The organism is Exiguobacterium alkaliphilum 12/1 (assembly GCF_000714435.1).
Lineage (GTDB): Bacteria > Bacillota > Bacilli > Exiguobacteriales > Exiguobacteriaceae > Exiguobacterium > Exiguobacterium alkaliphilum.
In genome coordinates, this window is the sequence record NZ_JJMW01000025.1 from 37,088 (window position 1) to 63,014 (window position 25,927).

Annotated in this window: 22 protein-coding genes; 18 read left to right on the forward strand and 4 right to left on the reverse strand. The window is 57.2% G+C overall.

The annotated features are described in order from the left end of the window. Positions 1-27: 27 nt before the first annotated feature. The 6 genes from RT52_RS06365 to RT52_RS06390 all read left to right on the forward strand — a co-directional run bounded on the left by RT52_RS06365 (position 28) and on the right by RT52_RS06390 (position 7,648). Positions 28-1,635 carry a BCCT family transporter gene (locus RT52_RS06365; protein WP_034815993.1) on the forward strand — a complete coding sequence of 536 codons (1,608 nt, stop codon included), beginning with the start codon at positions 28-30 and terminating at the stop codon, positions 1,633-1,635. 341 nt (positions 1,636-1,976) lie between these two features. Further along, positions 1,977-2,663 carry a cell division ATP-binding protein FtsE gene (gene ftsE / locus RT52_RS06370; protein ID WP_034806846.1) on the forward strand — a complete coding sequence of 229 codons (687 nt, stop codon included), beginning with the start codon at positions 1,977-1,979 and terminating at the stop codon, positions 2,661-2,663. Continuing rightward, a complete protein-coding gene (gene ftsX, locus RT52_RS06375) occupies positions 2,653-3,555 on the forward strand; it encodes a permease-like cell division protein FtsX (RefSeq protein ID WP_034815996.1) in 903 nt (300 codons plus the stop codon). The genes ftsE and ftsX overlap by 11 nt, the downstream gene beginning before the upstream one ends. Before the next feature lie 23 nt (positions 3,556-3,578). Further along, on the forward strand, positions 3,579-4,961 hold the full coding sequence (locus RT52_RS06380) for a murein hydrolase activator EnvC family protein (protein WP_034815999.1): 1,383 nt from the start codon (positions 3,579-3,581) through the stop codon (positions 4,959-4,961). Positions 4,962-5,058: 97 nt separating this feature from the next. After that, entirely contained in the window at positions 5,059-6,471 is a 1,413-nt protein-coding gene (locus tag RT52_RS06385; protein WP_034816002.1) for a S41 family peptidase, read from the forward strand. Between the two features lie 40 nt (positions 6,472-6,511). Next, positions 6,512-7,648, forward strand: a complete 1,137-nt coding sequence (locus RT52_RS06390; RefSeq protein WP_034816005.1) for a PDZ domain-containing protein — start codon at positions 6,512-6,514, stop codon at positions 7,646-7,648. Positions 7,649-7,693: 45 nt separating this feature from the next. On the opposite strand, the gene glpK is transcribed toward RT52_RS06390, so the two are convergent. The 3 genes from glpK to RT52_RS06405 form a co-directional block, all read right to left on the reverse strand. Further along, a complete protein-coding gene (gene glpK, locus RT52_RS06395) occupies positions 7,694-9,211 on the reverse strand; it encodes a glycerol kinase GlpK (RefSeq protein WP_034816007.1) in 1,518 nt (505 codons plus the stop codon). A 30-nt stretch (positions 9,212-9,241) separates the two neighbouring features. Further along, positions 9,242-9,949, reverse strand: a complete 708-nt coding sequence (locus tag RT52_RS06400; protein ID WP_029334585.1) for an MIP/aquaporin family protein — start codon at positions 9,947-9,949, stop codon at positions 9,242-9,244. 118 nt (positions 9,950-10,067) lie between these two features. Next, a complete protein-coding gene (locus RT52_RS06405; RefSeq protein ID WP_034816010.1) occupies positions 10,068-10,904 on the reverse strand; it encodes a sulfite exporter TauE/SafE family protein in 837 nt (278 codons plus the stop codon). 132 nt (positions 10,905-11,036) lie between these two features. On the opposite strand from RT52_RS06405, the gene uvrB reads away from it, so the two are divergent. Genes uvrB through RT52_RS06425 form a run of 4 tightly spaced genes read left to right on the forward strand, consistent with a single transcriptional unit; the run spans position 11,037 to position 17,526 of the window. Further along, a complete protein-coding gene (gene uvrB, locus RT52_RS06410; protein WP_034816013.1) occupies positions 11,037-13,007 on the forward strand; it encodes an excinuclease ABC subunit UvrB in 1,971 nt (656 codons plus the stop codon). After that, positions 13,008-15,881: an excinuclease ABC subunit UvrA gene (gene uvrA, locus RT52_RS06415; protein WP_034816017.1), complete on the forward strand. Its 2,874-nt coding sequence runs from the start codon at positions 13,008-13,010 to the stop codon at positions 15,879-15,881. A 59-nt stretch (positions 15,882-15,940) separates the two neighbouring features. Beyond that, on the forward strand, positions 15,941-17,116 hold the full coding sequence (locus RT52_RS06420) for a DUF4097 family beta strand repeat-containing protein (protein WP_245175481.1): 1,176 nt from the start codon (positions 15,941-15,943) through the stop codon (positions 17,114-17,116). A gap of 50 nt (positions 17,117-17,166) precedes the next feature. Continuing rightward, entirely contained in the window at positions 17,167-17,526 is a 360-nt protein-coding gene (locus RT52_RS06425) for a hypothetical protein (protein ID WP_034806831.1), read from the forward strand. A 227-nt stretch (positions 17,527-17,753) separates the two neighbouring features. Here RT52_RS06425 and RT52_RS06430 read toward each other — a convergent pair whose 3' ends face one another. Further along, a complete protein-coding gene (locus RT52_RS06430; protein ID WP_034816020.1) occupies positions 17,754-18,110 on the reverse strand; it encodes a hypothetical protein in 357 nt (118 codons plus the stop codon). Positions 18,111-18,259: 149 nt separating this feature from the next. Between RT52_RS06430 and hprK the strand changes: the two genes are divergently transcribed. The 8 genes from hprK (at position 18,260) to RT52_RS06470 (ending at position 25,927) form a co-directional block, all read left to right on the forward strand. Further along, entirely contained in the window at positions 18,260-19,198 is a 939-nt protein-coding gene (gene hprK, locus RT52_RS06435) for an HPr(Ser) kinase/phosphatase (RefSeq protein WP_034816022.1), read from the forward strand. Next, on the forward strand, positions 19,195-20,016 hold the full coding sequence (gene lgt / locus RT52_RS06440; protein ID WP_034816025.1) for a prolipoprotein diacylglyceryl transferase: 822 nt from the start codon (positions 19,195-19,197) through the stop codon (positions 20,014-20,016). Before hprK ends, lgt begins: the two co-directional genes overlap by 4 nt. Beyond that, positions 20,016-20,666, forward strand: a complete 651-nt coding sequence (gene ppaX / locus RT52_RS06445) for a pyrophosphatase PpaX (RefSeq protein WP_034816028.1) — start codon at positions 20,016-20,018, stop codon at positions 20,664-20,666. The genes lgt and ppaX overlap by 1 nt, the downstream gene beginning before the upstream one ends. Then, entirely contained in the window at positions 20,659-21,141 is a 483-nt protein-coding gene (locus RT52_RS06450; RefSeq protein ID WP_034816030.1) for an acyltransferase, read from the forward strand. The genes ppaX and RT52_RS06450 overlap by 8 nt, the downstream gene beginning before the upstream one ends. 296 nt (positions 21,142-21,437) lie before the next feature. Then, complete coding sequence (locus RT52_RS06455; RefSeq protein WP_034816032.1) at positions 21,438-22,910, forward strand: tetratricopeptide repeat protein; 1,473 nt, start codon at positions 21,438-21,440, stop codon at positions 22,908-22,910. A 68-nt stretch (positions 22,911-22,978) separates the two neighbouring features. Further along, on the forward strand, positions 22,979-23,932 hold the full coding sequence (trxB, locus tag RT52_RS06460) for a thioredoxin-disulfide reductase (RefSeq protein WP_034806817.1): 954 nt from the start codon (positions 22,979-22,981) through the stop codon (positions 23,930-23,932). Between the two features lie 125 nt (positions 23,933-24,057). Next, positions 24,058-24,930: an RNase adapter RapZ gene (rapZ, locus tag RT52_RS06465; protein WP_034806816.1), complete on the forward strand. Its 873-nt coding sequence runs from the start codon at positions 24,058-24,060 to the stop codon at positions 24,928-24,930. 1 nt (position 24,931) lies between these two features. Beyond that, positions 24,932-25,927, forward strand: coding sequence for a gluconeogenesis factor YvcK family protein (locus RT52_RS06470; RefSeq protein WP_034816034.1), 996 nt, complete (start codon positions 24,932-24,934; stop codon positions 25,925-25,927).

Here is a 25,927-nt window from a genome sequence, read left to right on the forward strand (position 1 = left end):
AATAACAACTTCAAGGGGTGGGGTACATTGAAAACGAAATTGATTGATTGGCCCACGTTCATCGGCGCGTTCTGCCTATTGCTCGCGGTGACGCTGCCGCTCGTCTTGTTCCCGGAGACGGGCAGGACATGGGTCGGGGTAGCGAACACGTTCATGACCCAAAACTTCGGGATGCTGTACTTGGCGATGGGACTCGGCGCGTTCGGGTTTTTGATTTTTGTCGCCTTCAGCAAGAACGGCCACGTCAAGCTCGGGCGCGAAGACGAGGAGCCGGAGTTCAGCACGTTCTCGTGGGCGGCGATGCTGTTCGCGGCCGGGATCGGCTCGAGTATCCTCTACTGGTCGGTCATCGAGTGGGTGTACTACTATCAAGGGCCTCCGTTCGGCGTCGAACCGGAATCGACCGAGGCCATTCAGTGGGCGACGGCGTACGGGATGTTCCACTGGGGTCCGATCGCCTGGGCGATCTATACGCTCCCGGCGCTCCCGATTGCATACTTCTTTTACGTCCGGCGCAAGTCCGTACTCAAAGTGAGCGAGGCGGTCCGGCCTGTCATCGGCAAATGGGCGGACGGTCCGGTCGGGAAGCTGATTGACATCTTGTTCATCTTCGGCCTGCTCGGCGGGGCGGGGACGACGCTCGCCCTTGGCACGCCGATGATCGCCGAAGGAGTGAACGAAATCACCGGCATCCCGGTGACGCTCGGCATGCAGGCGGTCATCATGCTCGTCTGCACGGTCATCTTCGCCGTCAGCTCGTACGTCGGGTTAAAGCGCGGCATCAAAGTGCTCAGTGACTTGAACATTTGGCTGTCGCTCTCGATTCTCGCCTTCGTCCTCATCCTCGGGCCGACGCGCTTCATCCTCGAGACGACGTTCAACGCCGTCGGCATCCTGCTCGACAACTTCTTCAAGATGGCGACGTGGATGGAACCGTTCGGGAACCTCGGCGGATTCACCGAGACCGGCTTCCCGGAAGCATGGACCGTGTTCTACTGGGCGTGGTGGCTCGTCTATGCGCCGTTCGTCGGACTGTTCGTCGCCCGCATCTCACGCGGTCGGACGATTCGCGGGATGATCATCGGGACGATGGTATATGGGACGTTCGGTTGTATCCTCTTCTTCGGAATTCTTGGGAATTTCGGGCTTTATCTCCACTTGAGCGGCGCGTTCGATGTCATCGGTTATATGGATACGTACGGACCGGCTGCGACGATTATCGCCATCATCGGGCAGCTGCCGTTCGGCAAGGTCGTCGTCGCCGTGTTCACGTTCCTCGCCATCATCTTCCTCGCGACGACGTTTGATTCATCCTCATATATTTTGGCATCGGTGACACAAAAGTATGTCGAAGGGGAGCCGGCGGCTTGGAATCGTTTGTTCTGGGCGTTCGCGCTCTGTATCATGCCGCTTACCCTCATGTTCCTCGGGGGACTCGACACGCTCCAAACGGCGAGCATCGTCGGCGGGTTCCCGCTCATCTTCATCATGCTACTGCTCGCCTGGTCGTTCATGCGTGTGTCGAGTAAGGACATCCGCGCCTCGGACGAGTACGAATCGCCGACAATCCACATCAAGTACCGAAAGAAAAAGCGGTCGCCGTTCGATGCGTTGAAAGACCAACCCCCTGAGTAAAATCGGAAGGCGTCCTCATTACAGGACGCCTTTTTTGAACCGCGATTTCAGTAAATATGACGAATGCGTGAAGTAAGCATTCGATGTGACAATTTCCCACCGTGCGCCCTCCAACTGAAACACTCCTGTAATGGTGTTTTAAAAAACCGATTGATATAATGGTAGCGCTCCTTGTCCTGTCTTCGGTCTAATTGACTAGGGCGTGGGTACGAGCAACGTGCCTTGACAGCACGTTCTGTTTCCTGTAGAACAGAGGCTAGACGAAAAATATACAGTTACTAAAACAATGAAACTTCGTCATAGATGCATGAAAAATATTTAAAAAGGGTAGGGAATACGTTATGATTTCGATGCAAAAAGTCAGTAAAGTATATCCGAACGGCGTCGTCGCCGTCGATGATCTCGACATAGAAATCCAAGACGGCGAGTTCCTCTACGTCGTCGGACCATCCGGCGCCGGGAAATCGACGTTTATGAAAATGATTTATCGGGAGGAGAAGCCGTCGAGCGGTCAATTGTTGATTGACGGCATCGATGTCGGCAAGCTGAAGAATCGCCACGTGCCGAAACTTCGCCGCCAACTCGGCGTCATCTTCCAAGATTTTAAGTTGTTGCCGTCGCTCACCGTGTACGAGAACGTCGCCTTCGCCCTCGAGGTCGTCCAAGCCGACACGAATACGATGCGCAAGCAAGTGATGGACGTGTTGAACCTCGTCGGGCTCAAAAACAAGGCCCGCAACTATCCGGACGAACTGTCGGGTGGGGAACAGCAGCGCGTCTCGATCGCCCGCGCGATCGTCAACAAGCCGAAGCTCATCATCGCCGATGAGCCGACCGGGAACTTAGACCCGGACACGGCGTGGGGCATCATGGAAGTATTTGAAGAGATTCACCGCCGCGGTGCGACGATCGTCATGGCGACACACAACCGTGACATCGTCGATAAGATTCGCCATCGCGTCATCGCGATTGAGAACGGGAAAGTCGTCCGCGATGAAGAGAAAGGAGCGTATGGCTATGATATTTAAAAGTGGACTCCGCCACTTACGGGAAGGGTTCAAAGGAACACTTCGCAACGGGTGGATGACGTTTGCGGCCATCAGTGCCGTCACCATCACATTGTTACTCGTCGGGATTTTCGCGCTCGTCATGTTCAACGTCAATGAGATCTCACAAAACGTCGAGAACGACGTCGAGATTCAAGTGTTCGTCACACGGACCGCCGAAGAGGCGGACGTCGAACAGCTCGGACAAAACATCGAACAGATTCCTGGTGTCGCCGAAGTCACGTTCAGCTCGAAAGACGATGAGCTCGAGAACTTCCGCAACCAGTTAGGGGAAGACGCGAACGCATACGGTGCGGTCGAGAAGGACAACCCGCTCCACGACCGTTACATCGTCAAGGCGTCAGACCCGCTCGAGACCGAACAAGTCGCCGAGGTGGTGCAGTCGCTTGAGAACGTCGATAGAGTCACATACGGACAGGACTATATCGACAAGATGTTCGCGTTCTTCAACGGGATTCGCATCGGCGGACTCGTATTGATCGTCGGGCTCACGCTCATGGCGATGTTCCTCATCTCGAACACGATCAAGATGACGATTTTCTCGCGTCGCCGCGAGATTGAGATCATGCGTCTCGTCGGGGCGAAAAACAGCTTCATCCGCTGGCCGTTCTTCATCGAAGGACTCCTCCTCGGTGTGCTCGGCGCGCTCATCCCGATCGCCGTCGTCTACTTCGGCTACGATGTCGCATATAGTGCTTTACAACCATCGCTAGATCAATTGAATGGTGATATATTTAAGTTGATTGATCCATCGACGCTCACGACGCAAGTGTCACTCGTCTTGTTGGCACTCGGGGCGTTCATCGGGATCTGGGGATCGACGACATCGCTCGGTCGATTCTTGAAAGTCTAACTTAGATAAGGGGGAGTTGGCGGATGAAACGTTCGCTTGCGCTTGGGTTATGTATGACGTTACTTGCCGCGCCGGTCATGGCGACGGAGAAAGAGACGTTACGGGAACGACAAGATCGTCTATCCAAACAGCTAGAGGCATCCAAGAAAGCGCAAGCCGAGACGGACGCCGAGCTTGACATCACCGAGGCGGAGCGTGACGCGGTCTTGACCGAGGTGAAGGCCGTCAACGAACGGCTCGATAGCCTCAGTGAACAGATTGCCGTCCAGCAGGCTGAAGCCGACGCGGCCCGCACCGAGCTCGAGACGACACGCCGCCAACTCGCTGCCCAAGAGCAGTACCTCCAAGGCCAGAAGGCGCTCCTCAGTGAGCGTCTTCGTGTGCTTCAAGTAAACGAGGACCGGTCCTATCTCCAAGTCATCTTCGAATCCCGCACGTTCGGGGATTTCGTCACGCGTCTCATGACGGCGCAGTCGATCGCGGAGCAGGACCGGGACCTCATACATAGCTTCATGGAAGAAGTCGAGCGGCTCGAGTCGCTCGAGACGACGCAACGGACCCAGCTGTCGTTCGTCAAACAAAAAGAGCGTGAACTCGTCATCACGAAGCAGGCGCTCGACCGTGCAGCCGAGGAGAAGCAGTCGCTCCTTTCCGAACTAAACGAACAAGTCGAGCTACTCGAGCTCGAACAGATGACGCGCGAGGAAGAACAGGCGCTCATGGACGAACAGCGCCGCATCATCGCCGGTCAGCTCGAGGCGATTGCAACCGCCGAACGCGAGGCGGCCGAAGCGGAAGCGAGACGACAAGCGGAAGCGAAAGCAGCAGCCGAGGCACAGGCGAAGGCGGACGCCCAAGCGAAGGCAGATGCAGAGGCGCGAGCACGCCAAGAAGCCGAGGCGAAAGCGAAGACGGAGTCGTCGCCGGGCACAGCACGTGTCGCGCCACCGGTTCCGCCAGTCGAAGCGGCTGAGAACGTGACGCAACCTGTGTCGACGTTCGTCCGTCCCGTCTCCGGGTACGTCTCGAGCCGGTTCGGCCCGAGGGCGAACCCGCTCACCGGGGCGCCGGAGTCGCATCGCGGCATCGACATCGTCAACGCGACCGGCACGCCCATCGTGGCGGCGGCACCCGGCATCGTCATCAAGGCGGCGCCGGCGACGGGCTACGGCAACGTCGTCTTTGTCTCGCACGTGTTAGGCGGCCAAGTGTGGACGACGGTGTACGGCCATCTCGACTCAATCACGGTCACACCGGGCCAGACGATCGCGGCCGGCCAGACGGTCGGAACGCTCGGCAACACGGGCTGGTCGACGGGGCCGCACTTACATTTCGAACTTCACCGTGGCGAATGGGCCCCGGGGCAACCGAACGCGGTCGACCCAGGTCCTTATATCGGCTATTGACGGAGAGACGCGTCCCAAATGTGTGGAACGCGTCTTTTCTTCTAAACTTTTTGCTATACTGAATGAAAGACTGATCAAGAGAAATGAGGGACTACCCGTGAAAAATTCAACCGCTGGACTACTCGCCGGCGCCACGTTCGTCGCTGGGGCCGGTGCAGGGCTCGCGACGATGGCGTTTACCGATACGACTGCTCTTCCGACCGCCATCCAACCGCGGAGCGAGGGCTGGGACAAAGTCGAACAAGTGCGCAAGCTCATCGAGGCCCACTCACTTAAAGATATATCAGACGAAGCGCTCCTCATCGGGGCGCTCGACGGGATGACCGCCGCCCTCGACGACCCGTATTCGGACTTCCTCGACGCGGAAGAGACGTCGCAATTCACCGATTCGATTGAGTCGAGTTTTGAAGGAATCGGCGCGACTTTGGAGAAGAAAGGAGAAGACATCTTAATCGTCGCTCCAATCAAAGGCGCTCCGGCCGAAGCGGCCGGACTCCGTCCAGGGGATGTCATCACGGCCGTCGACGGCGAGTCGATTGAAGGGATGGCCGTCGAAGAGGCGGTGCGTCTCATCCGCGGAGAGAAAGGGACCGTCGTCACGTTGACGATTCGCCGCGGCGGGCAAGAGGCCGACTATGAGATCACGCGGGACACGATTCCAATCGAGACGGTGACGTCAGAGGTGAAGGAAGAAGCGGGCAAGAAGATCGGCTATCTGCAAGTGACCCAGTTCTCCGAACCGACCGACGACGAATTTTTGGAACAGCTCGAGGAACTCGAGAGTCAAGACATTGATAGCCTCATCATCGACGTGCGCGGAAACCCGGGTGGCCTGTTGCCGTCCGTCATCACGATGGTCGAAGGGTTCGTCCCGACGGACACGCCTGTCGTCCAAATCGAGGACGCCAACGGGGAGCGTGAGTCGCAGAGCGGCCGCGCCCGTGAGGCGAAGCCGTACGGCCTTTTCGTCTTGACGGACGAAGGCTCGGCCTCGGCGTCGGAGATTCTTGCCGGTGCGCTCAAAGAAGGGGCCGGGGCGACCGTGATCGGCAACAAGACGTTCGGCAAGGGCGTCGTCCAGACGGCGTTCGATTTGGCGGACGGCAGCAACTTGAAGCTGACGACGAGCAAATGGCTCACGCCGGACGGCAACTGGATCAACGAGAAAGGCATCGAACCGGACATCGAAGTCAATCAACCGGACTATTTCAGCGTCAACCGCATCCTCGCCGAGGCGGACACGCTCGAAGTCGGCGACTACGGCGATTCGGTCTCGAACTTGCATACCGTCTTAGAAGGCCTCGGCTACGAGCCGGGCGGACAGGCGGGCTATTACGGCGATACGATGGCGCGGGCCGTCTCCGCTTTCCAAGAAGACAACAACTTGACGGCGGACGGAATCGTCAACGAGGAGACGGCATCGGCGCTCGAATCACGTCTACTTGAAGTCATTCAAGACGAGGCGAACGACGCCCAGTTGAACCGTGCGCTCGAAGAAGCCGCAAAATAAGGATTAGGGAAAGGATTGGACACGTGTGGACGTTCTACGAATGAGTGTACTCGCTTTATTGACTTTGATTGGTAGTCCGCTGCTCTGGGTGACGCTCGTCGCCCTCGCTTACATATCCATGACACGCATCAAACGGGAACGGGCGATGTTCCGCTCACGCCGGCGCCCGCCAAAATCGGACTGGATTCATTTCGTCTGGCCAAGCCTTCTGCTCGGCGTGCTCGCCTCGGTCGCGACCGTCTGGCTCGAGACGACGGTCAACGTCGAATGGCTCGTCACGTTCACCGTCCTGTACGCCCTCGTCGTCTTGACGATGCATCCGCGCTTCGTCAGCCCGGCGTTCCCGCTCCTCGTCATGCTCGCGGCCGTGTCGCTTCGTGACGTCATCTCGTTCGGACCGCTCGACGAGACGGTCGCTCAGCTCGCCGAGGTCGGTTGGCCGGTGTATGCGCTCGTCTTCGGCGTCGTCACGCTCGCCGAGGCGGTCTTGCTACGGTGGAACGGGAACGTCGAGACGTCGCCGACGCTCATCTTGTCGAAACGTGGTCAATTCATCGGCGGTCACGTCGTCAAACGACTCTGGTTCTTCCCACTCGTCGTCTTCTTGCCGCCGTCGTTCGGGTTCGACGGGATGGTCCCAGTCATCCTACCGATTCCAATCGGGGTGAGCCTCTTGTCGACCGGGGCGTTGCCACGGACGCTCCTCGGAAAGTTGAGCACGTATCGCGGCATCCTTGCCGTCATCGCGCTCGGTCTGTTCGGAGCGTCTTACGCACTTGACGTGCCGTACGCCGGTTACGTCTTGATCGCGCTCTATGTATTGTATGAGCTCGCGTTACAGCTCATCAAACGTGAGAACCGGGCGACGACGCCGGTGTTCATCAACGGCAACCGTGGGGCGGTCATCGTCGACACGCTCCCGGGTTCGCCAGGGGAAGCGATGCAACTCATCCCGGGCGAGTCGATTTATAAAGTGAACGGGACGGTCATCACGGGCGGGAGCAGCTTCTATGAGGCGCTCCAGCTTCATAAACCGTACATCAAGCTCGAGGTACTCAACTTGAACGGGGATATCCGGTTCGTCCAGCGGGCGATGTATGAAACCGACCCGCATGAGCTCGGCATCTTGTTCGTCGGGGAGCCGATGAGCCCGCGGCTACGTCTGCGCAAGTTATGAATGCTCGAAAAAAGGGAGCCTCCGCGGAGGCTCCCTTTCGTGTGCTTACGATTCAAGTTTCGATGGTTTGAAGCCCATCGTCGCTTCGACGGCGTGTTGCCAGCCTTTGTAAAGATTTTCGCGGTGCGACTCGTCCATGCTCGGTTCGAACTGTTGGTCGAGTTTCCACTGTTGCTTGATTTCCGCTTGGTCTTTCCAGAATCCGACGGCAAGACCGGCGAGGTAGGCGGCCCCGAGTGCCGTCGTCTCGCTCACTTCCGGCCGCTCGACCGGGACGTCCAAGATATCAGCCTGGAACTGCATGAGGAAGTTGTTGTTGACCGCGCCACCATCGACACGGAGCGTTTTCAACTCGATTCCTGAGTCTTGTTCCATCGCCGTCAAGACGTCACGCGTCTGATAGGCGAGCGACTCGAGCGTCGCCCGGACAAAGTGTTCTTTCTCGGTACCGCGCGTCAGGCCGAAGATGGCACCGCGCACGTCCGAGTTCCAATACGGGGCACCGAGCCCGACGAAGGCAGGGACGACGTAGACGCCGTCTGTCGTCTCGACACGGTTCGCGTATTGCTCCGTGTCTTTCGCTGACTTGAGCATCCGGAGCCCGTCGCGCAGCCATTGGATGGCCGAACCGGCGACGAAGATCGATCCTTCGAGCGCATACTCGACTTTCCCATCGTAGCCCCAGGCGATCGTCGTCAACAGGCCATGGTCCGATTTGACGGCTTCCTCGCCCGTGTTCATGAGCATGAAGCAACCCGTGCCATACGTGTTTTTCCCTTCGCCTGAATCGAAGCACGCTTGCCCGAACAAGGCGGCCTGTTGGTCACCGGCAGCGCCGGCGATCGGTACTTCGAAGCCGAAGAAGTGGTACGGGATCGTATGGGCGTACACTTCACTCGATGGCTTGACTTCCGGGAGCATCGATTTCGGTACAGTGAGGATGTCGAGGAGCTCGTCATCCCACTTCTGCTCATAGATGTTGTACATGAGCGTACGTGACGCGTTCGAGTAGTCGGTGACGTGGGCGTGGCCGCCGGAAAGTTTCCAGATGAGCCACGTGTCGATCGTCCCGAAGAGGAGCTCGCCATTGTCCGCTTTCTCACGGGCGCCGTCGACGTTGTCGAGGATCCATTTCACTTTCGTCCCTGAGAAGTAGGCGTCGATCAATAGCCCCGTCTTGTCACGGAACAAATCGGCGTGGCCCGCTTCTTTCAGTTCGTCACAAATGTCGGCCGTTTGACGCGATTGCCAGACGACGGCGTTATAGACCGGACGTCCCGTCTCTTTTTCCCACACGACGGCTGTTTCCCGTTGGTTCGTGATTCCGATGGCCGCGATCTCTTTTGGATCGATATCAGCCGACCCGAACGCCTCGGCCATGACGGCGAGGACAGAACCCCAAATCTCGTTCGCGTTATGCTCGACCCAGCCTGGTTTCGGGAAGTATTGTTTGAACTCACGTTGCGCCGTCGTGACGATTTTCCCGTGATGGTCGAAGATGATGGCCCGTGAGCTTGTCGTTCCTTGGTCAAGTGCTAAGATATAACGTTTTTCTTTCTCCATATGAGAGTGCCTCCTTAGAAATTAGAAAGATTATGGGACGAGAATGCCATAGACGAGGGCGGCGATGACCGCCCCGATGATTGGTCCGACGACCGGAATCCATGAATAGCCCCAGTCCGACGTCCCTTTGCCTTTGATTGGAAGAATCGCATGCGCAATCCGCGGCCCGAGGTCACGTGCCGGGTTGATGGCATATCCCGTTGTACCACCAAGTGAGAGACCGATCGAGACAACGAGGAAACCGACGATGAGCGGATTCAAGCCGTCCGTGAACGTGTTGGCCCCGAATGACAAAATTCCGAAGACGAGAACGAACGTACCAATGATTTCCCCGATCAAGTTGAACGGCGTGCTACGAATCCCTGGTGCGGTCGAGAAGGTGGCCAGTTTGGCACCCGGATCGTCGGTCACATCATAGTGCGGTTTGTAGTGCACGAACACGAGGACGGCCCCGATGAACGCCCCGATAAACTGTGCCAAGATGTAGGCTGGCACATCAGCCCAAGGGAATGAGCCTGCTGTCGCTAGCCCGACCGTGACGGCAGGGTTCAAGTGCGCCCCTCCGTAGATTCCGGCTGCGTATACCCCGATCATAACGGCGAAGCCCCAACCGAACGTGATGACGACCCAACCTGCGTTCTCCGCTTTCGAATGACGGAGGACGACGCCGGCGACGACACCGTTACCGAGCAAGATGAGTAGCATTGTACCAATAATTTCGCTGACGAATGCTGACATGTGATACTCCCCTCTCCCATATTGAATTTTGACTTACCACTTCATTATATCCCCCAATTGAAAGCGCTTCAAAACAAAGATATTCAAAAAAACCACTTTTTTATTTTCAAAGTGGCTTTCACTTGGTAAAACGCCCGATGAAATCGGCGGTGATACCGACGATAAAAACGAAAAGGACGCCTAGACTCATATACGTGAACGGCATCCAAAGTTGCGTCATCAAGTCGAGTGTGATCGAGACGATGACCACGCCATACAACAAGGCGAGGCGGCGTGAAATCTCTTTCTCACGATAACGGCTCGTCACCGTCGCGCCGAGCGGGGCCCCGATGAACGCGCCGAGGATGAGCGCGGCCGGGACAAGGAAGTCGAGCGTGAGCGACGGCAAATAGCTGACGAGTCCTCCGAACGCGATGAACAAGACGGCGGCGAGGCTCGTCCCGACAGCCCGGTGCGTCGAGTAGCCGAGCCAGCTGACGAGGAGCGGGACGATGATGAAGCCGCCGCCGATGCCGAGGAGCGCAGACAACAGCCCGGCGATCGCCCCGATGACACCCGCGGCGACGGTCGTGTTTTCTTTCGGTCGGCGTTTCGATGTTTTCTTTAAGAGCGTAACGGCAAAATAAGATAGGATAGCGAGATAGAACACGTTCAGCAGCCAATCACTCGTACCGGAGAAGGCGAGGACGAGCCGGCTCGACAGTTGGGCCGTCACGGCACCAGTCAGTCCGATGAGGAGCCCGGTCGTCCAGGAGACGTTGCCGAGCGACGTATGCCGCTTCGCACCGGCGAGGCTCGTGCCGACGACGAAGAGCAGAGACGTCGCGACCGCCTCGGCCGCCGTATAACCGCTGAACAACAGCACCGGGACGATGATGACCCCGCCGCCGATGCCGAAGAACCCGGACAAGGCGCCGACGACGGCGCCGAGCGGGATGAAGAGGAGAGACCACATGTCGACCAACTCGTTTCTACATAGATTCATCCTTTATCATAACGGAATGGGCGACATGTCAGAAGCGAATATTTGTTCGTGTATGTGCTATAATCAAATCAATTATGTAGGAACAGAAAGTGAGGAATCATCATGGAATCGATCCCGTTCGCATTACAATCGGAATATACGCCGGGAGGTGACCAACCGGAAGCGATTCGACAGCTCGTCGAAGGCGTCAACCGTGGCGACCGCTACCAGACGTTGCTCGGGGCGACCGGCACCGGCAAGACGTTCACCGTCTCGAACGTCATCCAAGAAGTGAAGAAGCCGACGCTCGTCTTAGCCCACAACAAGACGCTCGCCGGCCAGCTCTACTCGGAGTTCAAAGAGTTCTTCCCGAACAACGCCGTCGAATACTTCGTCAGTTATTACGACTATTACCAGCCGGAAGCGTACGTTCCGTCGACGGACACGTTCATCGAGAAAGACGCGTCGATTAACGATGAGATCGATAAATTGCGTCACTCGGCCACGTCCGCCTTGTTCGAGCGGGACGACGTCATCATCGTCGCCTCGGTGTCGTGCATCTATGGTCTCGGTAACCCGGAAGAGTACCGCAGTCTCGTCCTCAGTCTCCGTGTCGGAAAAGAGATGGGACGCGATGAGATGCTTCGGAAGTTGATTGACATCCAATATGAACGGAACGATATCGATTTCCAGCGCGGACGGTTCCGTGTCCGCGGCGACGTCGTCGAGATTTTCCCAGCGTCGCGTGACGAGCATTGTATGCGCGTCGAGTTTTTCGGTGACGAGATTGACCGGATTCGCGAGATGGACCCGCTCACGGGCGAGATTATCGCCGACCGTGAGCACGTCGCCATCTTCCCGGCGTCCCACTTCGTCACGCGTGACGAGAAATTGCAAAAAGCAATCGTCAACATCGAAGCCGAGCTCGAAGAACAGCTCGAGAAGTTCCGCGAGGAAGGAAAACTGCTCGAGGCGCAACGGCTCGAACAACGGACGAACTACGACCTCGAGATGATGCGCGAGATGGGTTACTGTTCCGGGATCGAGAACTATTCCCGGCATTTGAACCTGATGCCCGAGGGCGCGACACCGTACACGCTCATCGACTACTTCCCGAAAGACTTTCTGCTCGTCGCCGACGAGTCGCACGTGACGCTCCCGCAAGTGCGCGGGATGTACAACGGCGACCAGGCGCGGAAACAAGTGCTCGTCGACCACGGCTTCCGTTTGCCGTCGGCGAAAGACAACCGTCCGCTCAAGTTCGAGGAGTTCGAGAAGAAGTTGAGCCAGGCGATCTTCATTTCGGCGACGCCGGGTCCGTATGAGCTCGAACATACGCCGCACATGGTCGAACAGATTATCCGTCCGACGGGCCTCATCGACCCGACGATTGAGATTCATCCGATCAAAGGGCAAATTGACTACTTGATGGATCAAATCCGCGAGCGCATCAAACGGGACGAACGTGTCCTCGTGACGACGCTCACAAAAAAGATGGCCGAGGACTTATCTGACTATCTTCGTGAGGCCGGCATCAAGGTCAACTACATGCACTCGGAGATCAAGACGCTCGAACGGATCGAAATCATCCGCGACCTCCGTCTCGGCAAGTATGACGTGCTCGTCGGAATCAACTTGCTCCGGGAAGGGCTCGACATCCCGGAAGTGAGTCTCGTCACGATCCTTGACGCCGATAAGGAAGGGTTCCTCCGTTCGGACCGGTCACTCATCCAGACGATTGGCCGGGCGGCCCGAAACGCGAACGGACATGTCATCTTGTTCGCCGATAAGATGACCGATTCGATGCAACGCGCTATCGATGAGACCGACCGACGGCGGACGATCCAATTGGCTTATAATGAAGAACACGGCATCACCCCGAAGACGATTCGAAAAGAAGTACGCGGTGTCATCCGGGCGACGGTCGATGCCGAGGAGGAAGTGCTCGAGTCGCTCAGCTCGATGAAGCCGGCCGAGCGCGAGGCGGCAATCGCCAAACTAGAAGAAGAAATGAAACAAGCGGCCCGCGACCTCCAGTTCGAGCGGGCGGCCGAATTGCGTGACTTAATCTTGGAGTTGAAGGTAGGGAGTTAAATGGCTGAGAAGAAAAATGCGATCGTCATCAAAGGGGCGCGCGTCAACAACTTGAAAAACATTGATATCGAGATTCCTCGGGACCAACTCGTCGTCTTGACGGGTCTGTCCGGTTCCGGGAAGTCTTCGCTTGCCTTCGATACGATTTACGCGGAAGGGCAGCGCCGCTACGTCGAGAGCTTGTCCGCGTATGCAAGGCAGTTCCTTGGGCAGATGGACAAACCGGACGTCGACACGATCGAGGGTCTCAGTCCGGCCATCTCGATTGACCAGAAGACGACGAGCCGGAACCCGCGCTCGACCGTCGGGACGGTGACGGAGATTTACGACTACTTACGGCTCTTGTTCGCCCGGATCGGGAAACCGGTCTGTCCGAACCACGGCATCGAGATCTCGAGCCAGACGATCTCGCAGATGGTCGACCAAGTGATGGAGCTACCGGAGAAGACGCGCCTGCAAATTCTCGCCCCGATCGTCTCCGGACGAAAAGGGACGCATGTGAAAGTGTTCGACTCGCTCAAGAAAGAAGGGTTCGTCCGTGTCCGCGTCAACGGGGAAACGATCGAACTGACGGACGAGATCGAGCTCGACAAGAACAAGAAACATTCGATTGAAGTCGTCGTCGACCGTCTCGTCGTCCGACCTGACGTCGAAGGACGGCTCGCCGATTCGCTCGAGACGGCGCTCCGCCTCGCGGACGGCCGGGCCATCATCGACAAGATGGACGGGACGGAGCTCCTCTTCAGCGAGCATCATGCCTGTCCGATTTGCGGCTTCTCGATCGGGGAACTCGAACCGCGCATGTTCTCGTTCAACTCACCGTTCGGCGCATGCCCGACGTGTGACGGACTCGGGACGAAACTCGACGTCGACCCGGAACTCGTCATCCCCGACGCGACGAAGACGTTGAAAGAAGGCGCGGTCGCCGCGTGGCAGCCGACGAGTTCGCAATATTACCCACAACTGCTCGCGGCGATGTGCAACCATTTCGAAATCGACATGGACGTCCCGTTCGAGCGGTTGTCGAAACGCGACCAGGACCTCGTTTTGAATGGGACGGACGAAGAGTCGTTCCTGTTCCGCTACGAGAACGATTTCGGCCAAGTCCGGACGAACACGATTTTCTTCGAAGGGGTGCTCCGAAACATCGAGCGCCGCTACAAAGAGACGACGTCCGACTATATCCGCGAACAGATGGAGATGTATATGGCGACGCACGCCTGTCCGACGTGTAGCGGTTACCGGTTGAAAGAAGAGACGCTCGCCGTGAAAATCACGGGCCACCATATCGGGCAAGTGACCGAGCTGTCGGTCGTCAACGCGATCAACTTGTTCGACGCCATCACGAACGAGTTGAGTGAGAAAGACATCGCCATCGCCCGCCTCATCTTGCAAGAGATTTGTGAGCGGCTCAGCTTCTTGAACAACGTCGGACTCGACTATTTGACGCTGTCACGGGCAGCCGGGACGCTCTCAGGCGGCGAGGCGCAACGGATTCGACTCGCCACGCAAATCGGGTCGCGCCTCACAGGCGTCTTGTACGTCTTGGACGAGCCGTCCATCGGGCTACACCAGCGTGACAACGACCGCTTGATCGCGACGCTCAAACAGATGCGCGATATCGGCAACACGCTCATCGTCGTCGAACACGACGAAGACACGATGATGGAAGCCGACTATTTGATCGACATCGGGCCTGGGGCCGGAGAACATGGCGGGGAAGTCATCGCCGCCGGGACGCCGAAGCAGCTCATGAAAAATAAGAAATCGCTCACCGGTCAATACTTAGCGGGCAAAAAGTTCATCCCGCTGCCGACCGAACGAAAAGTACCGGACGAGCGCTTCCTCAAGATTTTGAAGGCGGAAGAGAACAACTTGAAAGGGGTCGATGTGTCGATCCCGCTCGGCATGTTTATCGCCGTCACCGGGGTATCCGGGTCCGGGAAGTCGACGCTCATCAACGAGATTCTGTACAAGTCGCTCGCCCATCACATCAACCGGGCCAAAGCGAAGCCAGGGAAACACAAGAAGATTGAAGGGCTCGACCAGATTGACAAAGTCATCGACATCGACCAGTCCCCGATCGGACGGACACCGCGGTCGAACCCGGCGACGTACACGGGCGTGTTCGATGATATCCGCGACGTGTTCGCCTCGACGAACGAAGCGAAGATGCGCGGCTATAAGAAAGGCCGCTTCAGTTTCAACGTCAAAGGTGGGCGCTGTGAGGCGTGCCGCGGCGACGGGATTATCAAAATCGAGATGCACTTCCTTCCGGACGTGTACGTGCCGTGTGAGGTGTGTCACGGGAAACGCTATAACCGTGAGACGCTCGAAGTGAAGTATAAAGGGAAGACGATCGCCGACGTCCTCGACATGACGATTGAGGAAGGGCTCGACTTCTTTGACAAAATTCCGAAAATTAAGCGCAAGATTCAGACGATCTTTGACGTCGGTCTCGGCTACATGAAGCTCGGCCAGCCGGCGACAGAACTGTCGGGCGGGGAGGCGCAGCGCGTCAAGCTCGCCTCGGAGCTCCATAAACGCTCGACCGGGAAGACGATTTACATCTTGGATGAACCGACGACGGGACTCCATGTCGACGATATCGCCCGGCTGTTGAAAGTCCTGCAGCGCCTCGTCGAGAACGGGGACACGGTGCTCGTCATCGAGCACAACCTCGACGTCATCAAGTCGGCCGACTACTTGATCGACCTCGGTCCGGAAGGCGGTGACGGCGGCGGGACGATCGTCGCGACGGGGACACCAGAAGAGGTCGCCGAAGTGGCGGCATCGTATACCGGAAAGTATTTGAAGCCGGTATTAGTACGGGATGCGGCCCGGGCGAAACCGAAAGCAGGAAAACGGAAGTAAGGTATAGAAATGATGAGAAACGGGAACATGATTGACGTGTATCCAATTCGAAGGGGGAAATGAACGTGAAACAAGAAATGCGTGAACTGATTCTCCAGCAAGTGAAAGACGGCAAGTTGACGATCGAGGAAGGCATGACCCAACTCGAACGGCTCGAACGGTTAGAGCCCGAGCGTGTCCAAGCGCTTGAGGCGCAACAAGAGACAGAGAAGGTCGACGCCTACTCGGTCGAGTCGCTGACGACGAAATTGACGTCGGCGGTCGAAGGGCTCGTCACGAAACTGCGGGACAGCGATTTCTCGTTCAGCTCGAACTTCGGGCCGGAAGTGACGTACTCGAAGTCGTTCCCGTTCACCGGGACTGACATCGCGCTCGACTTGTTCAACGCCTCGGCGACGATCGTCTCGTCGGACAACGACGAATGTGAACTCATCGTCACCGGCCGTCCGCTCCGCCAGCAAGATGCGGACAAGGCGCTCGAACAGCTGCAATCGGCCGTGAAACACTCGGTCATCGGGGACCGTCTCGTCGTCTCGCTCCGTGACAAACTCGTCCGGGCGCACGTCGAGCTATACGTCCCGCATCATCATTTCGACCACCTGCACGTCCAGACGCTCAACGGGGAAGTCCGTGCCGACGGGCTCGATGTCGAGAGTGTGCGCGTCCAGACGGCGAACGGTCGCGTCGTGCTCCATGAGGTCCATGCCTCGGAACTCCTCCTCAACACAGGGAACGGCACGGTCGAGGTCGACGGTGTCGAGACCGAGCTCGTCCACGCCCGGACCGGCAACGGTGCGGTCATCGTGAGCGGGAAGTATGACAAAGCCTCGCTCAAGACCGGCAACGGCAACATCCGGGCCGAACTGGCGACGGCACGTCCGGCCAAGTTCGAACTCGCCTCGCTCGCGGGGAACATCCGTCTCGTCTTGCCGCACGGCGCCGAGGTCGAAGGGGAGCTCGAGACGAACTTCGGAGGACTCCACTGCAACTTGGACGAACTCGAGATCGTCCGCGACCGGAAAGACGTCGCCCAGCGACGCCTCGAATTCATCTCGGGCCGTGGCCAGACGCCGCGCATCGAGGTCGAGGCCGGAACGCGTACCGGAACGATCGACCTCGAGCACGGCTCGCAGCATACGCCGTCGACGTTCCTCGAAGAAGACAAGCATGAACCGGTGGACCCGGTCGACCCGGTCAATCCGGGTGACTTGAACAATCCGTTCCATCAGAAGTGATACACGACCCGGAGGCGATGCCCCGGGTTCTTTTATAGAGGGGGGATGAGATGCGACGATTTGTTTCAGTGTCCGGATGGATGATGATCGCGGTGCTGTTGCTCGTCGGATGTGACGAGGAGCAGCGCGTCGTCAACGGAAATGAGCCGGCTGACGACGAAGCCATCGCCGTCGCTTGGGCGTATGTAACCGCTCGAAACTGGGAAGAACCTGCAATCAATGCGGGAGGAAGTGCTGAGGTACAGCGTGTCACGGTCGATCACGGCTATGAACTGTTAGATGATACGTATTTTGGGAGCGAGGTGCTCGCAGTGTCGTTCGCGTCTGAACCGGACAGTGTCGTTGGTGTCCCGACAATTTTAGTCGAGCCGGAGTCGGACACCGTGGTCGGCTATATGCCGGGTGAATGACAGAATCATCGAAAACCTCGAGTCCAAGTCGGACATCATCAGGATTGCCCTTTCCATTGAGTCGGTTACGTCCTGTTTAGTCCGTAACGGGAAAGACGTACAGCGCCGCCCGAAAGCCCGCCCCTCAGGAAAGCGGCGTGCGGCCAGGGTGGCTAAAGGACGATCAAACAAAGGAGCATCATCCCGAGTGGGACGACGCTCCTTTGTTTGACGTTTGTGCCGTCTGGTCACAGGTTCATCTCATACTCCATCTGTTCCCAGTCCATCATCGGTGCGTCGTATAACGTGAACGAGCCGATAATCAACAAGATGAACAGAATCGGTCCGGCGATAAGCAGAATAATCCCGAGGTTGCGCATCTTTTTCGACCGGTTCCAGTAGAAGATGATGGCGACGATCATCGAGATGAGCGAGCCGGATAAGAAGAAGCCGACGATGTTCAAGATGAATAATAACAGGACCGTTTCGTTTTTCGTCGCAGCGTACTCACGCCACATGTCGACAAGCGACTTGATGAGATAGACGAGTGCCGCAATCGCGACGATGAAGATAAAGATGACGGCAATCAAAAATAGTGAGTTCATGAATTTCACCTCCTCCTAGTGGTCTATACCCTATTTACGATGCCGAGACGAATTTGTTTCATTTTTTCTGACACGCCACGACTCACTTTCGCTGACGCCAATCGTAGAGAGTTATGATACAATAATGAGCGTGAAAGGGGCAGATACTCATGCAAAATATCGTACGTACGGCTCAACTCGTTGAACGCTTCAAGTTGAAAGTCGTTGCAGGTGAAGAAGGACTCCACCGTCCTGTCGTCACACCTGACCTCAGTCGTCCGGGGCTCGTCCTCGCCGGCTACTATACGCACTATGCGAAGAACCGCCTGCAAGTGCTCGGGAAGACGGAGCTCACGTTCTACGCGAGCCTGTCCGAGGAGAGTCGCCGCGAACGCGCGAAGATTCTTTGCACCGAGCTGACACCGGGCATTCTCATCACGCGCGGCTTCGATATCCCAAAAGAGATTCAAGAACAGGCCGAGGCGGCGAACGTGCCGCTCATGCAGACGAACGCGGTGACGACGTCCATCGAGTCACAAATCACGAACTTCCTCGAGATGGAGCTCGCACCGATGACGGCGATGCATGGCGTGCTCGTCGACATTTACGGCGTCGGTGTCTTGATTAAAGGCCAGAGCGGTGTCGGGAAATCCGAGACGGCGCTCGAGCTCGTCAAGCGCGGCCATCGTCTCGTCGCCGATGACTCGGTCGAGATTCGCCAGACGGGCGACCAACTGCTCGTCGGGTCGGCACCGAAACTCATCCGGCACTTGCTCGAGATTCGCGGAATCGGCATCATCGATGTCATGACGCTCTTCGGAGCCGGGGCCGTTCGCTCGCACAAGAAGATAAGTCTCATCGTCAACCTCGAGAACTGGGATGCGGGGAAAGTATATGACCGTGTCGGGCTCGACCATAACACGATGAAGATTATCGACAGCGAAGTACCGCTCCTCACGATCCCGGTCCGTCCGGGACGTAACTTGGCCGTCATCGTCGAAGTCGCGGCGATGAACTATCGCCTGCAAAACATGGGCATCAATACCGCGGAAGAGTTCGCCGAACGTCTCGCGAACGCGATCCACGATAACGAAGGGGAGATGGAATGATGGTGGAGCCGACGTTTGATCGTGTAGCGTTTGAAATCGGGTCGCTCCCGATTTACTGGTACGGGATGATTATCGCCTTCGGGGCGATGCTCGGACTTGTACTCGCCTTGTTCGAAGCGAAACGGATCAACTATGATTCGGAACGACTCGTCGACGTCGTCATCTGGTCGATCCCAATCAGTATCGTCTTCGCCCGTGTGTATTACGTGGTCTTCCAGTGGGACTACTATAGCCAAAACCTCGGGCAAATCATCGACATCCGGCAAGGCGGGATCGCCATCCACGGGGCGATTTTTGGGGCGCTCCTCGTCGTCGTGATTTACAGCATGCGCAAGTCGATGTCGTTCTGGAAAGTGACCGACATCCTCGCGCCGTCGCTCCTGCTCGGACAAGCGGTTGGGCGTTGGGGCAACTTCATGAACCAAGAAGCGCACGGCGATGAGACGACGCGTAGCTTCCTCGAAGGAACGCTCCGTCTCCCGGACTGGATCGTCAACCAGATGTTCATCGACGGCGTGTATTACTTGCCGACGTTCTTGTTCGAGAGCGTTTGGAACATCCTCGGTGTCATTCTGCTCGTCGTCTGGCGCGTGGTCGGCAATCCGCCGCGTGGCTACATCTTCTTGTCGTACTTCGTCTGGTACTCGGTCGGCCGCTTCTATATCGAAGGGCTCCGGACGGACAGCCTCATGGCAGGCGACTTGCGGACGGCTCAAATCGTCTCGATTTTGATGATCGTCTTCGGTATCGTCATGATGGTCGTGCGCCGCAAAGCGAAACGGTATGATGACCCTTCAGAGAAAGGACTGTTTGATTGATGGATACGTTACTGTTTGATTTGGACGGGACGTTGCTCGACACGAACCCGCTCATCCTCGCGAGCTTCCGGCACACGCTCGGCTACTACTTCCCGGACGAGACGTATCGGGATGAAGACTTGTACCCGTTCATCGGCCCGACGCTCGAGAAGTCGTTCCGTGAGCTGAACGAGCCGGAATGGAAAGAGATGCAGGCGTTTTACCGGAGCTTCAACATCGCGATGCACGATGCCCTCGTCGCCGAGTACCCGGGCGTCATCGAAGGACTCTATCGCCTGCACGCGAAGGGCTATAAGATGGGTGTCGTCACGTCGAAAGGACGTCCGGTCGTCGAGCAAGGCTTGCGCCTGTTCAACATCGACCATTTGTTCGACGTCGTCATCACGGCCGACGACGTCGAAAACGAGAAGCCGCACCCTGAACCGGTCGAACGTGCCCTCCGCGCGCTCGAATCCGCGCCGGAACGCGCCGTCATGGTCGGGGACAACGACACGGACATCTTCAGCGGCAAGAACGCCGGGACGAAGACGGTCGCCGTCGGCTGGGCGCTGAAGGGCCGCGCCTTCCTCGAGTCGCTCGAGCCGGATGTCATCATCGAGTCGATGGAGCATTTCGAGGCGTGGCTCGACGAGGTCACGGTCCATGCGTAAGACGGAACGGTTCCGTCTCGCCGGGCCGAACCCGCTCTGGCAGATGTATCGGACGATTCGGTTCGTCCGCGTGTTCAAGAACACGGCCGTCGTCATGGTCGGCCGCTTCTTCCCGTCGGTGAAGGCGAAGCGTTGGTTATATCGAACGTTTCTCGGCATGCGGATCGGGGAGTATAGCGCCCTCGCCCTCATGGTGACGCCGGACGTCATGTTCCCGGAGCGGATCTCGATTGGACGGAACACCGTCATCGGATTCAACACGACGATTCTCTGTCACGAGTACCTCGTCGATGAGTATCGAATCGGCGACGTCTCGATTGGGGACGAGGTGTTGATTGGGGCGAACGTGACCATCCTTCCAGGTGTCACGATCGGCGACCGGGCCGTCGTCGGTGCCGGTGCCGTCGTCCATCGGGACGTCTTGCCGGGCGAGCGCGTCATCGGGGCGAAGCTCCAAACGGTCGACACGAAATAGACACAATTTAGCACGAAATCAATTTCTTACGGTGACGAACGTCACGACTTGAAAATACTTGAGCGGTATCACTTTTTCACGAAGCGATACCGTTTTTTTGTGTCTTCAAGCGACTCGGGGCGGCTAACAAGTTTTTGCCGAAAAGCAATTATGAGACCCTATAAAATATATTCATTATAGAAGGAATATAGTCCCGATTTTTTTTAAATTTTACAGTTGCCCTCGCCGTTTGAGTGCGGTATTCTTAACCCTGCAACTAAAAAACGATTTAGCATTTGATGTGGGGGATTTAGAATATGGAAGCGAACTATGAAGCTCTAATGACGCTACCCGAACCAGAATCTCCGCTCGCTGCGGAGCTCCACTACTATAGAGGTCGTCGCGCGTTACGAGAAGGTCGCCTAGATGAAGCGACTTTTTTCATGGCTGAAGCTACGGCTGCCGCCACGCATCGTGTCGATTACCATAAACAGTACGCTGAACTGTTATTTGAAGTAGGAGAGGTCTACCACGCCAACGACGTGTGGAAACGGGTGCTACAACTCGATGATACGGCGACAGAGGCCCTTTACCACCTCGCGAGCAACTGTGCCTACATCTCACAATATGAAGAAGCGGCCACGTACGCGAGCCGCTACCTCGAACAAGAGGCGAACGGTCCTTACGCGGAATCGGTCCAGTCGCTCCTCGAACTGATTGAGCTCGAGCAAGAGCTTGAAGACGAAGAGGAAGACGAGTTGATCACGTGGCATACGGAGGCACAGCGTCAAATCGACAAAGGCCGCTTGTTTGCCGCTAAGTCGACGCTCGAGCGGTTGATTGACCGCTATCCGACGTTCTGGCCGGGCTATAACAATTTGGCGGTCGTCCATTTCTATCTTGGGAACGACGAGACGGCGTTCGAGACGCTCGGGTACGTGCTCGATGAGAATCCGGGCAACTTGCATGCGATTTTGAACACGATCTTGTTGCTCCATGAAGCCGGACAGTCCGAGGCGGCGCTCCAACTATCAGCCCCGCTGACGCGCGTCCGTCCGCTTCAATTCGAAGTGCGCTATAAACTCGCGACGACGCTCGCGCTCGTCGGGCATTACGATCACGCCTACGAAGAACTCCGGCTCTTGAAAGAGCGGGGCTTCCGTGGGGATTCACTGTTTGGGCATTGGCTCAGCGTCTCCGCCTACAAGACCGGACGTCTTGAAGAGGCGGCGACCTATTTGAACGGTGAGCAAGCGAAGCAAATCGAGGACAAACAGTCGTTCGATATTCGCGACAACCTCGAGTTCCGCTCGGCGCTCGTCCAAGGCTTGCGTCAAGAAGACGATTTGGCGCGGATCGAGATTATCCGCATCATCGCCAAACTTGAAGACGACGAGGCGTTTGAGGCGCTCGCGCTGACGAGCACGGTCACCGATGACGAGACGGTCATCGCTTTCGCGAAGAAGTGCCAAGCCGTCATCTGTGCCGTCCCGTTTAAAGGTGACGCACGTATCGAGCGTGCATACGAAGCGCTCGTCTTGGCTGAACGGCACGTCTCGGAAGCCGAGCAGATGAGCCTCGAAGGCGACTTCTACGAACGATTCGCGCGCCTGTTGCTCGGACAGCACACGTTTGACGACGTCACGGCATCGGCCGCTGCGCTCGTCTGGATGTTTTATGCGAAACGGGACGCGCTCGTCCTCGCGGACTGTGCCGACGTGTTCGGGGTCGACGTCTCGACGCTCACGGACACGATCCGTTCGTTCAAAGCGACACTCGAACGAGCATAAAGATAGACGATACCTCCCGAGGTTTCATATACTGAAGGCAATCAATTTCATGCAGAGGTGGTATCTTTATGACAGAAGAAAAAATCTATGACGTCATCATCATCGGGGCCGGCCCGGCCGGAATGACGGCGGCGCTCTACGCATCGCGCGCCAATTTGTCGACGCTCATGATCGAGCGCGGCATCCCAGGTGGCCAGATGGCAAACACAGAAGATATCGAGAACTATCCAGGGTACGACAGCATCCTCGGTCCGGACTTGTCACAAAAGATGTTCGACCACTCGAAAGCGTTCGGCGCGGAATACGCGTACGGTGACGTACAGCGCATCTCGGACGAAAACGAATACAAAATCGTCCACGCCCATAACCGTGACTATAAAGCACGCGCGATCATTCTCGCTTCAGGCGCGCAATATAAAAAGATTGGCGTCCCGGGCGAAGAAGAGCTCGGCGGTCGCGGCGTCTCGTACTGCGCGGTCTGTGACGGCGCGTTCTTCAAAGGCAAGAACTTGTTCGTCATCGGTGGCGGCGACTCTGCCGTCGAAGAAGGCGTGTTCTTGACTCGTTTCGCCGACAAGGTGACGATCGTTCACCGTCGCGACGAGTTGCGCGCCCAGAAGATTCTTCAGAAGCGGGCGTTCGACAACCCGAAAATCGACTTCATCTGGAACCACACGCTCCAAGAGATTAAAGAAGTCGACGGCAAAGTCGGCGGCGCACGTCTCGTCAGCACGATTGACGGCACGGAGACGGACTATGACATCGACGGCGTCTTCATCTATATCGGAATGAACCCGATCACCGGGTTCGTCCAAGATCTCGGCATCTTGAACGAACAAGGCTATATCGTCACGAACGAGGCGATGGAGACGAAGATTCCTGGAATCTTCGCTGCCGGCGACGTTCGCGACAAGACGCTCCGCCAAGTCGTCACCGCGACGAACGACGGATCGATTGCCGCGCAAAACGCGCAACACTATATCGAGGGTCTCCTCGAGGCGTTGCACGAACAAAACGCGTGATTCAACGGAGAAGGCATTGCGGGCGACCGCAATCCCTTCTCTTTTTTTCGAGCGTTCGCTATACTAAAGAGTGAAGAGCGCTACACACACGGCTCGGTTGTCAAAATTAAGGGGGCGTCATGGAGATGGAAGACTTTAAAGGATTAGAAGAATTGATCATCATCAGCGGGATGAGCGGGGCCGGGAAATCGGTCGCGATGAATAGTTTCGAGGACCTCGGCTATTTTTGCGTCGATAACTTGCCGCCGGTCTTGTTGCCGCAACTGATCGATGTCATCAGCTCGGTCCGTCCGAAAATCGCCGTCGCCATCGACACGCGGACGCGCGACTTCATCGATAGCCTGTTCATCGTCATCGATGACTTAGAAAAGAAGAACGTCCATCCGCACTTACTTTATCTTGAGACACGGGACGACGTGCTCGTCCGCCGCTATAAAGAGACGCGCCGGTCACATCCGCTCGCACCGGAAGACGCGCCGCTCGTCGGCATCAAGATGGAACGCGAGCTGCTCGAAGGGTTCCGCGACCGGGCGCATACGCTCTATGACACGAGCGATTTGAAGCCACAGATGCTCAAGGACCGGATCTTGCTCCAGTTCAACGAGGAGCGCATCCCGTTCACGGTCAACTTCATGTCGTTCGGGTTCAAGCACGGTGTGCCGCTCGACATCGACCTGTTGTTCGACGTCCGCTTCATCACGAACCCGTTCTACATCCCGGAGCTCCGTCCGCTCACGGGCCAGACGAGCGAGGTGCAAGACTACGTCATGTCGCACCCCGAGGCGCGGGCGTTCTATAAGAAGCTGATTGACATGCTCGAATTCCTGTTGCCGCAGTACAAGCGGGAAGGAAAGACGCAAGTCGTCGTCGCGTTCGGCTGTACGGGCGGGAAGCACCGCTCGATCACGTTCGCTGAAAAAGTATCGGAACATTTCGCGGAGCGCTATAACGTCAAGACCGTCCATCGCGACTTGGCGCACGCGACGAAGGAGAAATGAGATGAGACGCGATCGGAAAGTTGTCGCCATCGGCGGCGGTACCGGACTATCGACGCTCGTCCGCGGGTTGAAGCATTATCCGCTCGACATCACGGCCATCGTCACGGTCGGGGATGACGGGGGCAGCTCAGGACGGCTCCGCGACGAGTTCCATATGTTGCCTCCGGGCGACATTCGAAACGTCATTCTCGCCTTGTCGGAAGTCGAGCCGCTCATGGACAAGATTTTACAGTATCGGTTTGACAGCGGGTATGGCCTTGAAGGGCACTCGCTTGGAAACCTGATGCTGACAGCGGCGACGCATATTTGTGAAGGCTCGTTCGTCAAGGCGGTCGACGTCTTGTCGCAACTGTTGAACGCACAAGGTCGCGTGCTCCCGGTCACGGAGACGCTCATGACGCTCGCGGCCGAGTTCGAGGACGGGACGATCGTCAAAGGCGAGTCGAAGATCCCGCTCGTCGAGAAACCGATCAAGCGGCTGTTCTTGCTCGAGGACGGCATCAAGCCGGCACCAGGGGTCGTCGAGGCGATCCATGAGGCGGACGTCATCGTGCTCGGGCCGGGCAGTCTCTATACGAGCATCATCCCGAACTTGTTGATTCAAGAAGTGCGCGACGCCATCGTCGAGGCAGGCGTCCCGGTCGTCTACATTTGTAACGTCATGACGCAACCGGGCGAGACGAAAGGGTATGACGCGATGAAGCACTTAAAGGCAATCGAGGTGTATCTCGGCAAATCGTCGATTGATACGATCGTCGTCAATAACGAGCCGATTGAAGAGACGTACCTCGAGCGTTATCTCGAGGACGGCTCCGAGGAGGTCCGCTTCGACCGCAAGAAGCTCCGGAACTACGGGACGAACGTGCTCGCCGGGGACATCGTCGACTATAACCGTGACTACATCCGTCACGACTCGGACGCGATTGCCGGGCTCGTCATGCAGCGCGTCCTCCGTATCAAGAAACCACGCTCGTTCCAAGAGCTTGAACTGAAATAG

Excerpts from the sequence above, each read along its gene's own strand:
- ftsE (WP_034806846.1), top strand. The coding sequence starts at position 1,977 with ATGATTTCGATGCAAAAAGTCAGTAAAGTATATCCGAACGGCGTCGTC.
- ftsX (WP_034815996.1), top strand. The coding sequence starts at position 2,653 with ATGATATTTAAAAGTGGACTCCGCCACTTACGGGAAGGGTTCAAAGGA.
- RT52_RS06380 (WP_034815999.1), top strand. The coding sequence starts at position 3,579 with ATGAAACGTTCGCTTGCGCTTGGGTTATGTATGACGTTACTTGCCGCG.
- RT52_RS06390 (WP_034816005.1), top strand. The coding sequence starts at position 6,512 with ATGAGTGTACTCGCTTTATTGACTTTGATTGGTAGTCCGCTGCTCTGG.
- glpK (WP_034816007.1), bottom strand. The coding sequence starts at position 9,211 with ATGGAGAAAGAAAAACGTTATATCTTAGCACTTGACCAAGGAACGACA.
- RT52_RS06400 (WP_029334585.1), bottom strand. The coding sequence starts at position 9,949 with ATGTCAGCATTCGTCAGCGAAATTATTGGTACAATGCTACTCATCTTG.
- RT52_RS06405 (WP_034816010.1), bottom strand. The coding sequence starts at position 10,904 with ATGTGGTCTCTCCTCTTCATCCCGCTCGGCGCCGTCGTCGGCGCCTTG.
- uvrB (WP_034816013.1), top strand. The coding sequence starts at position 11,037 with ATGGAATCGATCCCGTTCGCATTACAATCGGAATATACGCCGGGAGGT.
- uvrA (WP_034816017.1), top strand. The coding sequence starts at position 13,008 with ATGGCTGAGAAGAAAAATGCGATCGTCATCAAAGGGGCGCGCGTCAAC.
- RT52_RS06420 (WP_245175481.1), top strand. The coding sequence starts at position 15,941 with ATGAACGTGAAACAAGAAATGCGTGAACTGATTCTCCAGCAAGTGAAA.
- RT52_RS06425 (WP_034806831.1), top strand. The coding sequence starts at position 17,167 with ATGCGACGATTTGTTTCAGTGTCCGGATGGATGATGATCGCGGTGCTG.
- RT52_RS06430 (WP_034816020.1), bottom strand. The coding sequence starts at position 18,110 with ATGAACTCACTATTTTTGATTGCCGTCATCTTTATCTTCATCGTCGCG.
- hprK (WP_034816022.1), top strand. The coding sequence starts at position 18,260 with ATGCAAAATATCGTACGTACGGCTCAACTCGTTGAACGCTTCAAGTTG.
- lgt (WP_034816025.1), top strand. The coding sequence starts at position 19,195 with ATGATGGTGGAGCCGACGTTTGATCGTGTAGCGTTTGAAATCGGGTCG.
- ppaX (WP_034816028.1), top strand. The coding sequence starts at position 20,016 with ATGGATACGTTACTGTTTGATTTGGACGGGACGTTGCTCGACACGAAC.
- RT52_RS06450 (WP_034816030.1), top strand. The coding sequence starts at position 20,659 with ATGCGTAAGACGGAACGGTTCCGTCTCGCCGGGCCGAACCCGCTCTGG.
- RT52_RS06455 (WP_034816032.1), top strand. The coding sequence starts at position 21,438 with ATGGAAGCGAACTATGAAGCTCTAATGACGCTACCCGAACCAGAATCT.
- trxB (WP_034806817.1), top strand. The coding sequence starts at position 22,979 with ATGACAGAAGAAAAAATCTATGACGTCATCATCATCGGGGCCGGCCCG.
- rapZ (WP_034806816.1), top strand. The coding sequence starts at position 24,058 with ATGGAAGACTTTAAAGGATTAGAAGAATTGATCATCATCAGCGGGATG.
- RT52_RS06470 (WP_034816034.1), top strand. The coding sequence starts at position 24,932 with ATGAGACGCGATCGGAAAGTTGTCGCCATCGGCGGCGGTACCGGACTA.